The organism is Dawidia cretensis (genome assembly GCF_018598175.1).
GTDB lineage: Bacteria > Bacteroidota > Bacteroidia > Cytophagales > Cyclobacteriaceae > Ohtaekwangia > Ohtaekwangia cretensis.
This window is the reverse complement of the sequence record NZ_JAHESE010000037.1, coordinates 34,034-48,042: the sequence shown is the minus strand read 5'-3', so window position 1 is coordinate 48,042 and position 14,009 is coordinate 34,034. Positions and strand designations below refer to the sequence as shown.

Here is a 14,009-nt window from a genome sequence, read left to right as displayed (position 1 = left end):
TCGTCAGAAGGAAAAAAGCTGTACGGCAACCTGCAGCATAACGTTGGTATACAGACCGGCGAGCAGGTCGTCGGCCATTACCCCCCAGCCCCCCGGAATGCCTTCCGCCCGGCGTATGTAGAGCGGTTTGGCAATGTCGAAGAACCGGAACAATACAAACCCCACCAGCACGGTGGCCAGTGTGACCGGCAGGAACAGCAAACTGATGCACATGCCTGCAATCTCGTCTATCACAACCCGCGGGCTATCTTCTCCCCACAGGGGCTCGACCCGGTCGGCAGCCCACACGCCCAGGTCGGTAATAATGACCGTGACCAGCAAGGCTACAAGCGGATCTACACCACCGGAAAATGCCAGGTACCAGCCAAGACAGCAGGCAGCAGCGGCTACTGTGCCGCCGCCCCTGCCGATATAGCCTATGCTGAGTCCTGTAGCAATGATCCGATGCATGGTGTTACAGTACCTCTACCAGATCCTGGTAGTAATCCAGGCCCAGGTGTGTGATCAGGTCTTCGCCCATCATGTGACGCAGTGTGTTCTGCAGCTTGATGAGCTGTTTGAAGATATCATGCTCCGGACGCAGGCCCGGCGCTGTCTGCGGTGACTTGAAGTAGAACGACAGCCACTCCTGGATACCGCTCATATTTGCACGCTTTGCGAGGTCCATGAACAAAGCCAGGTCGAGTACGATCGGCGCAGCGAGGATGGAGTCGCGACACAGGAAGTTGATCTTGATCTGCATCGGGTACCCCAGCCAACCGAAGATGTCGATATTATCCCAGCTCTCTTTATTATCGCCGTGTGGCGGATAATAGTTGATCCGAATCTTATGGTACAGATCGCCGTAGAGCTCGGGATTCTTTTCCGGTTGGAGAATGTCTTCCAGTACGCCGAGCTTCGATACCTCTTTCGTTTTGAAGTTTTCCGGATCGTCGAGCACCCAACCGTCGCGGTTACCGAGGATGTTGGTTGAGAACCAGCCGCGAATGCCCAATGAGCGTGCGTGCAGACCGGGTGCCAGGATGGTCTTCATGAGTGTCTGGCCGGTCTTGAAGTCTTTGCCGCCCACCGGTACGCCGTTCTCACGTGCCAGCTCTACGATTGCCGGGATGTCACACGTCAGATTCGGTGCGCCGTTAGCGTACGGTACGCCTTTCTTGATCGCTGCATAGGCGTAGATCATGCTGGGCGAAATCATCGGGTCGTTGTTACGCAGACCGTCTTCGAATGCGTAAATATTTTTATGAACGTCTGTCTCTTCGATATACTTCTCGGTCGAGCCGCACCACACCATGACCAGGCGATCGCAGTTGTTGGCGGCTTTGAAGTTGTCGATGTCTTCCATGACGGCCAGGGCCAGGTCGTACTTTGTGGCAGCCTGCTTTACGTTAGTGCCGTCGAGGTTTTTGATATAGCTCTTGTCGAACACAGCCTTCATGGGCTTGATCTTCTCCAACTCGGCTCGGATGGGCTCGAGCAGCGAAGTTTCCAATACTTTGGCATGGAGGGCTGCCTGGTATACATTGTCTTCGTATACATCCCAACCGCCAAATACGATATCTTCCAGTGTCGCCAGGGGCACGAAATCTTTAACCTTCGGAAAACGATTTTCGGTGCGCTTGCCCAAGCGTATATTACCCGTCTGTGTAAGCGAACCTACCGGCTGTGCCAACCCCTTCTTCACTGCTTCCACACCCGCAATCATGGTCGTCGCCACTGCACCTAACCCGGGGATGAGGACCCCCAGCTTGCCATTGGCTCTTTCAATTTGTTCTTTCATAAAGGTTATAATTATATATGTACAGGTTCATTTTTATAGCCACCGGTTGTCCTTATACCACTGTATGGTTTCGGCCAGGCCGGTCTCTAAAGTATATTTCGGTGTGAAGCCCAACTCGTGCTGCAGGCGCGCTACGTTGCAGGTCCAGTTGGCCGCGGTCAGCTCGGCGAGCTTGGCACGGTTGAGTGCCGGCGCCTGCCCCCGGATGTTGCCCAGGGTTTCCTGAACAAACGCCAGTGCTTTGACCACGCCCAACGGCAGGTGTACACGTACGGTTTTTCGGTTTAGGATGCGCTTGGTTATATCGGCCAGCGCATAGCGGCCGTACCCGTTGCCGTCGGCCACCAGGTAGGTGCCGGTGACGCCGTCGGCCAGTGCGGCAAGGGTGGCTGCCGCCAGGTCTTTGACGTATATAAAACTCAGTTGCTGGTCCATGCGGCCGATGTACGGCTCCAGGCCCTGGGCAAAGGTCTTCAACAATATAAAGATGTCGCGGTCGCGCGGGCCGTAGACGGCCGTGGGTCGCAACATGACCGTGGGCAGTCCGGGGATCGCCCGCAGGTATTGCTCAGCCAGCAATTTACTTTTTCCATAGGGCGAAATCGGGTGCGCGGCATCCTCTTCGCGGATAGCCTCGCCGGTGGCACCGGGCCCTTGCGCTGCCAGGCTGCTGAGGAAAACAAACTTCTTCACCGGCAGCTTGGCCTGGGCTATCGCCTCGGCGATGTTGCGCGTTACGTCGGCATTCGCAGCGTTATAGGCGGGTTCGTCTTTGGCCTTTACCGTGCCTGCAGCGTGAATGACGTATTGGTACTGTCCTGCCTCCAGCGCCGTGCGTAGTGACGTAACGCTGGTAAAATCGGGGGTTATGAACTTTACCGGCAACGCGCGCAGGTGGTCGATCTTGCTGGAGGACCGCACGGCGGCGGTTACTTCCAGGCCCTTCGCCAGCGCAGCCTCGATGAGGTGAAACCCTACAAAGCCGCTTGCGCCCGTAATCAGTATTTGTTCTTTCATAACGCTTTCTCGAATATTCTGTACTTTTTGTACGGAACACCCTTGATATTCAGCAGCGCGTTATTCATCGGGGCATTGTCTTCCAGCACCCACGACGCTTCCGCACGTGTCAATTTCTTTTTGCGATACGCCTCGATAATGCTGGCATAGAAGCATGCCTCGATGCCCAGCTTACGAAAGCCTTCCTCCACTCCGAGTGTGATGACCCGGATACCCTTCACCTTCTTCAATCCAAACAGCAGCTTGAACAGCCCCAAGGGCAACAGCCGGCCACGTTTTATTTTAATCAACACTTCGTTGATGTCGGGTATGGCCAGTGCAAAACCGATGGCGCGTCCATCTTTTTCGGCTACCAGGCAGAAGTCTGTGTCGAGGATCATTTTCATGTCCTTGGCCAGGTAGTCGAACTCGGGCTCGGTCATGGGTACAAACCCGAGGTTTTTATCCCACGCATTGTTATACACGCCCCGGATCTGTCGTACTTCTTCTTTGAAGTTTTTGATGTTGACCGGACGGATGGTAATACCTTTTAGTTTCAGACGATTGAGCATCGTCTCTTTTACCCGCACGGAGCGATCGTCGTAGCCGTCGGCGCCAAAGCGGTATGCGAGGATGTCGACCTTCTTGCCGAATCCTGCCGCTTCCACAAGCACGTTGTAATACGGTTTGTTATAGGTCATCATCGCAGCGGGCGGCGAGTCAAAGCCCTCCACCAGCAAGCCACACGTTTCGTTGGTGGAGAAGTTGACCGGCCCAATGGAGGTGGTGGCTCCTTGCTGGCGCAGCCATGCATCGGCCTGTTCAAAAAGCAACCGGACTACTTCCGCGTCGTTTATCACGTCGAAAAAGCCAAAGAAGCCGTCTCGGGTATTATTAAACGTATTGTGATTTTTATTGAGGATGGCGGCCACGCGCCCTACAATCTTGTTGCCGTCGTACGCCAGGAAAAGCTGTACGGAAGAATGCTCGTGAAAGGGATGTTTTCCCGGCGTGAGCAAATCGCGTTGGGCGATAAACAGCTCGGGCACATAACACGGATCATTTTTATACAGATCGTGCGGGAAATCAATGAACGCCTTCAGCTGGTCTTTGCCGCTGACGGAAACAATACGCTTCATTTAATACGTTCTTTTAGTTCGAGCACGCCCACCTGACGGAATACGCGTGCTATTTTTTCCACTGCTTCTTCGATCTGACCAAACGTGTGCGTTGCCATCAGCGAAAAGCGCAGCAGGGAAGCATCCGATGGAACGGCCGGCGATACGACCGGGTTCACAAAGACACCTTGTTGTTGCAGCAAGCTGGTGACGGCAAATGTTTTTGCGTTGTCACGCACGTAGATAGGCAGGATGGGGCTCTCGGTAGCGCCGATGTCGAACCCTTCTTCTTGTAAAAGGTTCATGGCATACCGCGTGTTCCGCCACAGATTTTCCATATGTTCGGGCTCTGTCTCGATGATATCCAGTGCCGCCAGGGTACTGGCCGCCGAGGCGGGCGTCATGCTGGCGCTGAAGATCAGCGAACGTGCGTGGTGTTTCAGATAGTCGATCGTATCGGCATCGCTCGCAACAAAGCCGCCGAGTGAGGCAAGCGATTTGCTGAACGTGCCCGTAATGATGTCAACCTTGTCGTCGACGCCAAAGTGCGAGGCGGTACCAGCACCTTTTACACCAATCACCCCCAGGCTGTGCGCATCGTCCACCACGACAGTGGCGCCGAACTGATCAGCGATGGCAATGATCTCGGGCAGCTTGGCAATGTCGCCTTCCATGCTGAAGATGCCGTCTACAGCAATGACTTTAATGGATTCTTCGGGCAGCACGCTGAGTCGACGGGCGAGGTCCGCCATGTCGTTGTGAGCATATTTAATGACCCGCGAGAACGACAGGCGCGTGCCGTCGTAAATCGATGCGTGGTCATATTCGTCGAGAATGAGGTAATCGTTGCGGCCGGTGAAGCTGGACATCACCCCCAGGTTTACCTGGAAGCCTGTACTAAAGATGAGGGCCGCCTGCTTGCCGGTGAAGGCTGCGATGCGGTCTTCAAGCTCTACGTGTATGTCGAGCGTGCCGTTGAGAAAACGCGAGCCGGCACAGCCGGTACCATATTTTTCGACAGCTTTATGAGCAGCTTCTTTAATCTTGGGATGGTTGGTCAGGCCGAGGTAAGAGTTCGACCCGAACATCAGTACACGCTTGCCTTGGATCACCACCTCTGTATCCTGGGCCGATTCAATGGGCCTGAAATAGGGATAGATGCCCTGTGCCCGCGCTTCTTTCGCCGCGGTATAGGCAGCAATTCGTGCTTGTAGTGGTTTACTCATAGTCTCGCAATCAAAGATTGTTCCTGCATGGGAGGAGTTGGTTGATGCCTATTGGATGATAGTCGAAATAATATCACGTTTAGTGTAAACTTCTTCGAATAAATTTATGTTCTATACGCTGGTCGACCCCACAAGCACACCCGGATTTATCTGGTTCTCTCGAACAAAATCGTTTTTCAGTCCAATCTCTTTAGAACGATTTCGTTTTTCGGTCTAAAAGTAGCGTATCTTTTCATAATTTTAATTTAAAGCAGTTAAAAAAAAATTAATCTTGAGAAGGCCACCGAAGACGTTTATCAATACGAAAAGCGCGGACGTTTGGTTCTCCATAATGTTTATTTAATGTTGTTTAAAACATAAACAATCGTTTGATCTCTCACGAATAACATTGTTTTCATCTATTCTTTTTTCCCTGTTTAAACCAGCCGTTGCCGTTTGTCTCCTTCCATGTGACGTTCGTGGGCCATGTATACCGCTCATGGCCGACGTATAGTACGATGATATATACATCGCCCCGCGTGCAGTCATACATCTATACCACGCCAGGTGGTACAGGCATGCCGGCCCTCGCCTACCCTATCCAATACCAGGACATGTAAGGGAGTCGCCGTGTGACATGCCCGGAGGCATTTTGCTGCACGTGAGGCTAGGACAACTTAAAGGCTCTTTACCCTTGCTTTTCCCCCGATTTTTTCTTAAACTTTGTATAAATCAAACATTTATTGTTATGAGTGTTATCACTGATGTAGAAAGTTGGGGTAACAATCACCGCCCTGGCTTCCTGGATGTGTTTCGCATCCTACTGGGACTATTTTTGACCTATAAGGGTCTTTATTTTATTACGCACATGCAAGAGCTCCAGCTCACTGCGGCCGGCATTAACGTCTATTTTGCTGGCATGGCTGTAGCGCATTACGTTGCCTTTGCCCACATTCTGGGAGGCCCGCTGATCGCTGTCGGTTTGTTTACACGTATCGTCAGCGTTATTCAAATGCCCATATTGCTGGGAGCCGTATTCCTGGTTAACTATCCGAAAGGCTTCCTGTCCGTGGCACAGCACATGGAACTCTGGGCTTCCCTCGTCGTATTGGTTGGCTTAGTTGTGTTTATGGTATTTGGTGCAGGGCGTTATTCGATCGATGCCAAACGTAGGAAAGAAATGATGGCAGCAAATCCTTAAATCTACCGGTATTTTTTTCTTTCTACCTCCACCTGAACCTGGGGCATTCGTTGTAACGAATGCCCTTTTTTTATATCGGTATCCCCGCAGGATTGTGTACTTTGGTGATCGATTCCTTTTAGCGCATGACCTATATCCTTGGCATTGACATCGGCACCGGCAGCACCAAGGCCGTGGCCATTGACCCCACCGGCAACGTGCTGCACGCCGAACAGGTGGCCTACCCCACGCATCACCCACAACCCGACGCCAGCGAGCAAGACCCGGAGGTTATCTGGCAGGCCTGTGTGCAAAGCATTCGGCAAACCCTCGCCCACCTGAAACACGCCCCGGCTGGCCTGAGCTTCAGCAGTGCCATGCACAGCGTGCTGCCCGTAACGGCCGAAGGCAAACCCCTGCGGCCACTCATGACCTGGGCCGACAACCGCAGTGCCGCGATCGCCACAAGCATACACCACAGCGCCGCTTCACAAGATTTATACCGCCACACGGGCACGCCGATACACGCCATGTCGCCCCTGGCCAAGATCGCCTGGCTGCAAGCAAACGAACCCGACGTCTTTACACAGGCTGCCCGCTTCATTTCTATAAAAGAATATATTTGGTTTAACCTCTTTGGCGTATGGGAGATTGACTATTCCCTGGCCTCGGCGTGTGGCCTGTTCGACATCCTGGCACACACGTGGTATGCGCCGGCACTGGCACTGGCCGGTATCACCACGGACCGACTGTCGGTACCCGTGCCAACACAACATCTACGCACCGGGCTACTACCGGCTCCTGCCAAGCTCACGGGCCTACCTGCCACAACACCCTGCTGTATCGGCGCCAGTGACGGCTGTTCGGCCAACCTGGGCAGCTCGGCGATCACGCCGGGTGTTGCTGCGCTCACGATCGGCACCAGCGGCGCGATCCGCGTAGCCAGCAGTCAGCCTGTGTACAACTTCGAAGCGATGACGTTTAACTACATCCTCACCAACGATATCTTTATTTCCGGCGGGCCGGTTAACAACGGTGGCGCAGCACTGAAGTGGTATGCGCAAGAGCTGTTGAAGATCGATCTGTCGTCGCCCGAACGTTATGCAGCGTTGCTCGGCGAGATCGAGCGCATTCCTGCGGGAGCGGATGGCCTGGTGTTCCTCCCCTACTTAGCCGGCGAGCGCGCGCCGTTGTGGAACAGCGATGCTTGCGGCGTATTCTTTGGTTTGACAGGCCGGCATACGCAGGCGCACTTTACCCGTGCCGTGCTGGAAGGTATCTCGATGGCACTGTACCACATTGCCACCAAACTGGAAGAATCGGGATTATCGATTGGACAAGTCAATGTAAGCGGCGGCTTTGTGCGGTCACAGGAATGGGTGCAGCTCATGGCCGATATCTTCGGTAAACCCATTGGTCTGGTGAATGTCGAAGATGCGTCCGCCATTGGCGCGGGCTACCTGGCGTTACACGCGCTCGGCATGATACCCGCACTGAATGCCTTACATCCTAAAACACTGCACACGTATTTACCACGCCCCGGGTATCACGCCGTATACCGCGACCGCGCCTTTCCGCTTTTCCGCAGCCTGACCCGAAACCTCACGCTCGACATGGCCGTGCACGCCGAGCTCCTGGCACCGGTACCCACTAAGCCTGTGGTGGATAGCCAGCCCGGAGCGTCAGCACGGTAAGCTCGGGCGCCATGCCGAGGCGACCCGGGTAGCCGATGCTACCAAAGCCGCGATTGACATAAATGTGTTGCTGCCCCTCCTGGTATAGGTCCGCCCACTGGCGATAGTGATACTGCGCGGGGCTCCACCGAAAGCCGCCCGCTTCCACGCCGCACTGGTATCCGTGCGTGTGCCCCGAGAACGTTATGTCAATCATGGGATATTGTTTTCTCACAACGGCATCCCAATACGTGGGATCGTGGGCTAGTAATAAACGTAGATCTGTGTCCCCGGCACCTTGCAAAGCCTTGGCAACATCGCCATATTTTTGTCTGCGTCGCAGGCTCCAATTCTCCGTGCCCAGAATGGCCATGGGCTCATTGCCCACCTTTATCATTTGATTTTCATTTAGCAGCAGGCGGTAGCCCATTTCGCGATGGGCTGCTTGCAACAGCTGAAAATTCTCTTGTTTGGCTTCATCGCTGGGCCACCAAACGTAATCGCCATAGTCATGGTTACCGGTAATAGAGAATACACCCAACGGCGCCCGTAGCCGGCCGAAAAGTGATATATAGGGTTTGACTTCGCGCGAATAGTAGTTCACGAGGTCGCCGGTGAAAAAGATCAGGTCGGGCTTCTCGGCCATGAGCAGGTCGACACCACCTTGTATGGCCGTGCGATGAAAGAGCGTGCCGGCATGTACGTCCGAGAGCTGGCCGATGCGCAGGCCGTCAAAGGCCTTGGGAAGATTGGGCAAGTATATATTTCGCCGTACTACGCGGTAGTCGTGCGCGCCGGAGAGAATGCCCATGGTCAACGCCGTGAGTGGTACGGACGCTGCGATAATGGCGGTCTTGTTGAGGAATTCGGAACGCGGTATCGGTATGCCGGATGGCGTTGTCGTAGCGGGCTGTAGCTTTTTACGGATGCGTAGCGCCACCCGACGCAGGTCGTCAAGCAGCAATACACTCAGCGCCGTAATCTTTGAAAGATATACTGTTGCAAAGATGCCGACAAGCCACTCGCGTGTAATGGAGTAAAAGTTCAGAGGATCGGCCACGTAATACCAGGCCGCGGCGACAATGGCGGCCGTCATGATGGTCCAATGCACCGTGTAGCCACCTAGTCGTACCGCACGTGATGTGTGCTGCAATACACCCCGTAAGGCACGAAGGATGTATACATCGACAACGACGATTATGAGGGCCGCGATCAGCGCGGTATCTAACCTGAAAAGTGCCAGTCCATCCATCGCTAACAAAACCATGTACGCGGGAAGGTACTACTTTCTTTGGTTTATGCGCGTTTCAATTCCACGATCGTGAGTTCGGGCGGCATGCCGATCCGGCCAGGATAACCCAGGTAGCCAAAGCCGCGGTTTACATACAGGTACTGCGATCCTTCCTGGTACAGCCCAGCCCACTGCTTATAGATATACTGCGACGGGCTCCAACGAATGCTGCCAATCTCTACGCCCATCTGGAAGCCGTGCGTGTGCCCGGCAAAGGCCACGTTGATGTCCGGATACAACGGCCGCACTTGTGAATCCCAGTGGCTGGGATCGTGCGAGAGCAGCAACTTCACGGCGGTATCTTCAGTGCCGTGATGGGCTTTGTCCAACTTGCCGTAGCGCGTAAAGCGACCGGCGCCCCAGTTCTCGATGCCCAGCACCGCGATGCGCTCGCCGTCTACCTCGATGAATCGGTGCTCGTTCATGAGCAAGTTGAAACCCATGAGCCGGTGTGCTTCGATCAGGTGCTGAAAGTTTTGCTGTTTGTCTTTCGCCGACGCCCACGCTTTGTAGTCACCATAGTCATGGTTGCCGGTAACGGAGTACACGCCCAGCGGTGCTTTGAGCTTGTCGAAAATATGGATGTAGTCTTTTACTTCAGAGGATTCGTTATTGACCAGATCGCCTGTAAAAAAGAGTACATCCGGCTTTTCATCAAGCATCATGTCGACACCACCTTGCACGGCGGTTTTGTTGAAAAAGCTCCCCGAATGAATGTCTGATACTTGCCCAATCTTGATGCCATCAAAGGCTTTGGGCAGGTTGGGCAGGTACACCGTTGTGCGCTTGACGCGGTAGTCGTGTGCGCCCGAAATAATGCCGTAGGCCATGCCGACAAAGGGTAGCGTACCCGCTACCAGGGCTGTTTTGGCCAGGAACTCCGAACGTGTAATGCCTTCGCCCGGCGCGACGTTTGGCGGATCACTTTTTTGAAAATACGCCAGCGCCCAGCGTACGCCGCGTTGAATGTCGTCTATGAACAACACCAGTACGGCAAATAGCTTGGAAAGATATGCGCCTGCCAGCGCGGTGAAAATGAGCGTGCGTACGGTAGCGCTATATTTATAAGGGTCGGCAAACAGCCACCACACCAATGCGATACCGGCCAATACTGTCGGCACCCAGAATCCGTAGCGAATGCCGTTTTTCAAGAACGGTGTCCAGTCACGGCTCACCGTCAATACCGCCTGAAACACGTAATAGTCGATCAGGAGAAAAAGCGTGAAGAATAATACCAGCGTCATAATCCGTTGCCTCAGTTGCTTCATAAATGCAAAAGTCGTCCCACGTTATGTAAGACGACTTTTGCGTAAAATTAGTTTATTCGGTTGCGCTTATATGGTTGGCAGCGGTTCGGTGCCGTGGCCTTCTTCATGCGCGGGTTTGTGGTGCGCATCAGCGGCATGCACTTTTTTCGGTGCGGTGAGCAGGTAGAGCACGGGTACAAAGATCAGCGTCAGGAACGTACCGAAAATAAGACCGAAGATCATCGTCCACGAAAGCGGACCCCAGAACGCTACGTTATCACCACCAAAGAAAATGTGGGGATTGAGCTCGGTAAACATCGTCACGAAGTCGATGTTAAAGCCGACCGCCAGCGGGATAAGACCGAGTGTCGCGGCCATGGCCGTCAGCAACACGGGCGTCATACGCGTTTGGGCAGCTTCAATTACTGCGGCTTTTGTCTCCATACCTTGTGCGATCAGCAGATCGGTAAATTCTACCAGCAGGATACCGTTACGCACAACGATACCCGCCAGGGCCAGTACACCAACCCCCGTCATGACGATCGATATTTCCATGCGGAAGATGGAGAAACCCAGCAACACACCGATGATACTGAGGAAGATCTCCGACATAATGATCAGCGGTTTACCTGCCGAGTTGAACTGGAGCACGAGGATCATGAAGATCAAACCTAATGCCACACACAACGCAACTACCAGGAAAGTACCTGTTTCAGCCTGGTCTTCCTGCTCGCCCGTCATGCGCACTTCGACGCCGTCAGGTTTCGGGTAGTCTGCAATGGCAGCCTGAATGGACGCTACTACTTCGTTGGCGTTATAGTCGGTTAGCACGTTCGACGACAGCGAGATCACCCGCTTCTGATCGATGCGGCGAATGCCGGCAAAGCTATTGGAATACTCGGCCGTCGCGATGGCCGATAGCGGTATCTCGCGCACGACACCATTACTTGCCATATCACGGTAGGTGATCGGCAGATTCATAAGGGTATTGAGGTCGTTGCGCTGGCTGCGGCGTATGCGCAGCTGGATGGGATAGTCGTCGTTTTCATCGCGAAACTTCGATACCTCCACCCCGTAGATGGCCGTACGCAGGGCCATACCAATCTGACCGGTCGAGATGCCTTCACGGTTTGCTTTCTCCCGGTCGATTTTGATCACAACTTCCGGCTTGTCGGCCTGGAAGTCGGACTTCAGTTCTTCCACACCAGGGATTTGCTGGGCATCCAGGTATTTTTTGACTTTGATGGAAGTCTCCACCAGTTCGTTAAAGTCGTCGCCCGAAAGCTCGATGTTGATCGGCTTACCCGTAGGAGGACCGCTTTGCTCCTGGTCCACTGAAACCTCGGCGCCTTTTATACCTTTTACCGCTTCGCGAATTTTCTCCAGGTAGTCCCGCGAGCTGCGGCCGTCGCGCTTGGCGAAATCGACAAACGCAATAGTCACCTTGCCCAGGTGTGGGCTGGCCTGCTGGCCGCTTTCAAAGGGATCTTCGCTCGCGCCGATGGCGACGTTGGAAATGATCGATTTGACCAATGCCGAGTCTTCCTGTACAACCTTGGTGATACGTTGCTCAATCACACGTGTGACAGAGTCGGTAACATCCTGGTGTGTACCGATCGGCATGCGTATATAGGCGAAGATAAAATTCGGATCACCTTGCGGGAAGAACACCACCGGCGGGTTCCGAACCCCTGTAAACCAGAAGGAGAAGAAAAACAGGAAGATCACAAATCCCACGACCCACCAAGGGCGCTTACCCACCAGGAGCCAGGTGATGCGGGCCTTGTACCACAGTTGTACTCCCGGCCATGCATTGGTCTGAAATGAGCTGATAACGCGCACTAACAGGAAGTGGTATAAGCAATATACCAGATACATGAATACTGTAAAGTTAGCCAGGCCTATAACACCCGTGATGTACGACACCAGCGCGATAGACCCCATGACGATAGACGTAATCTTGAAACCACGTGTGAACTTCGAGTCGCTGTGGTCGTGCTCGTGCTCGCCCATGAAGTCTACAGCAAACACGGGGTTCATGATATACGCTACCAGCAGTGATGCCACCAACGCGATAATGAGCGTAACGGGCAGGTAGAACATAAAGCTACCGATCACACCGGGCCAGAACATGAGCGGCACGAATGGTGCCAGTACCACCATGGTACCGGTAAACACGGGAATAAATACTTCGCCGGCAGCCATCTTGGCGGCCTTCTTGATCGGCACTTTTCCGTTATCAAAAATACGGTGTGTGTTCTCAATTACCACGATGGCATCATCCACCACAATACCCAGGGCCAGCAGGAACGAGAACAACGTCATCATGTTCAGCGTAAAGCCGATGGTAGGCATAATGATGAAGGCAATGAAGCTGGAAATCGGCACCGAGAGGCCCACGAATATGGCGTTCGTCACGCCCATGAAAAACATGAGAATGATTGTTACCAAAACGAAACCGATGATGATCGTGTTGATCAGATCGTGTAGCGTCATGCGCGTGTTCTCCGACTGATCGGCCGTGATGGTGATATCTACACCTTTAGGCAGGATGTTGTCTTCAAAATCTTTTACGATCAAGTTAATCTTGTCGGATGCGTTGATGAGGTTTTCGCCACCACGTTTAATAACGTTGAGGGTGATAACGTTTTTGCCGTCCAGGCGCGCGAAGCTCTCCTGCTCTTCGTTGGAGTCGACCACTTCTGCCAGGTCTTTGAGGTATATTTTACCGCCTTTGATAGAGCTAATAACAGTATTGCCAATCTGGTCAGCCACGTCGTATTCACCGTTCACCGTCAGGGAACGCTTTACACCATCCATCGAAAGCTCGCCGCCGGAGATAATCCGGTTCTCGCCCGAGATCGCCTGCTCAATGTCGGAAAATGCGACACCCGCCAGGGAGAGCTTATACATATCGACGTTGATCTGAATCTCGCGTTCCAACGCGCCGATGATATCGACACGACGGATTTCGCTTACCGACTCGATCTTATCTTGCATGTCTTCCGCATACTCACGCAGTGTCTCCAAATCATAGTCGCCGGCGATGTTGACGTTCATGATCGGCACTTCGGAGATATCAATATCAATTACCTGCGGATCGTCTTCCAGGTCATTGGGCAGATCCTGCTTGGCGCGGTCTACCGCATCCTTCACATCCTGCTTGGCCTTGTCAAGCGATACATCTGTCTGAAACTCGATGATCACATTCGAGAAGTTCTGCAGCGAATTGCTGGTCATCTTCTTCACGCCAGAGATGGATTTCATTTCCTTCTCCAGCTGTTTGGTGATCAGGTTTTCCACGTCCGACGGCGCACCGGGGTACACCGTTGCCACATAGATTTGTGGAAACACGACTTCTGGAAACTGCTCTTTGGGCAGCGCCAGGTAGGTCATTATACCCGCCAGACAGATAAATATAGTGGCAATATAAATGCTCACCTTGTTATCGATCGACCAACTGGTGGGTTTAAATTCTTTTTCTAAATCTTGCATATCAGCTTCGGGTTGAGATAGGTC

The 14,009-nt window shown here is 53.4% G+C and carries 10 protein-coding genes; 2 read left to right on the top strand and 8 right to left on the bottom strand.

Features of this window, described 5'->3' with window-relative positions; translation table 11 throughout:
• Positions 1-3 precede the first annotated feature (3 nt).
• Genes KK062_RS25460 through spt form a run of 5 tightly spaced genes read right to left on the bottom strand, consistent with a single transcriptional unit; the run spans position 4 to position 5,120 of the window.
• Positions 4-450 carry a phosphatidylglycerophosphatase A family protein gene (locus KK062_RS25460; protein WP_254087197.1) on the bottom strand — a complete coding sequence of 149 codons (447 nt, stop codon included), beginning with the start codon at positions 448-450 and terminating at the stop codon, positions 4-6.
• Between the two features lie 4 nt (positions 451-454).
• Positions 455-1,780, bottom strand: coding sequence for an inositol-3-phosphate synthase (locus KK062_RS25455; protein ID WP_254087196.1), 1,326 nt, complete (start codon positions 1,778-1,780; stop codon positions 455-457).
• Between the two features lie 33 nt (positions 1,781-1,813).
• Positions 1,814-2,797: an NAD-dependent epimerase/dehydratase family protein gene (locus KK062_RS25450; protein ID WP_254087195.1), complete on the bottom strand. Its 984-nt coding sequence runs from the start codon at positions 2,795-2,797 to the stop codon at positions 1,814-1,816.
• Positions 2,794-3,915, bottom strand: coding sequence for a GNAT family N-acetyltransferase (locus KK062_RS25445; protein ID WP_254087194.1), 1,122 nt, complete (start codon positions 3,913-3,915; stop codon positions 2,794-2,796). The genes KK062_RS25450 and KK062_RS25445 overlap by 4 nt, the downstream gene beginning before the upstream one ends.
• The gene (gene spt / locus KK062_RS25440) at positions 3,912-5,120 is read right to left on the bottom strand and encodes a serine palmitoyltransferase (RefSeq protein ID WP_254087193.1); all 1,209 of its coding nucleotides are present in this window, start codon (positions 5,118-5,120) and stop codon (positions 3,912-3,914) included. The genes KK062_RS25445 and spt overlap by 4 nt, the downstream gene beginning before the upstream one ends.
• Before the next feature lie 727 nt (positions 5,121-5,847).
• Here spt and KK062_RS25435 point away from each other — a divergent pair.
• The gene (locus tag KK062_RS25435; protein ID WP_254087192.1) at positions 5,848-6,300 is read left to right on the top strand and encodes a DoxX family protein; all 453 of its coding nucleotides are present in this window, start codon (positions 5,848-5,850) and stop codon (positions 6,298-6,300) included.
• A 125-nt stretch (positions 6,301-6,425) separates the two neighbouring features.
• Positions 6,426-7,973, top strand: coding sequence for a gluconokinase (locus KK062_RS25430; protein WP_254087191.1), 1,548 nt, complete (start codon positions 6,426-6,428; stop codon positions 7,971-7,973).
• Here KK062_RS25430 and KK062_RS25425 read toward each other — a convergent pair.
• The 3 genes from KK062_RS25425 to KK062_RS25415 form a co-directional block, all read right to left on the bottom strand.
• Positions 7,930-9,219 (bottom strand): metallophosphoesterase, encoded by a 1,290-nt coding sequence (locus tag KK062_RS25425; RefSeq protein WP_254087190.1) that lies wholly within the window; start codon positions 9,217-9,219, stop codon positions 7,930-7,932. The genes KK062_RS25430 and KK062_RS25425 overlap by 44 nt on opposite strands.
• 29 nt (positions 9,220-9,248) lie before the next feature.
• A complete protein-coding gene (locus tag KK062_RS25420; protein ID WP_254087189.1) occupies positions 9,249-10,511 on the bottom strand; it encodes a metallophosphoesterase in 1,263 nt (420 codons plus the stop codon).
• A 66-nt stretch (positions 10,512-10,577) separates the two neighbouring features.
• Complete coding sequence (locus KK062_RS25415) at positions 10,578-13,985, bottom strand: efflux RND transporter permease subunit (protein WP_254087188.1); 3,408 nt, start codon at positions 13,983-13,985, stop codon at positions 10,578-10,580.
• Positions 13,986-14,009 lie beyond the last annotated feature (24 nt).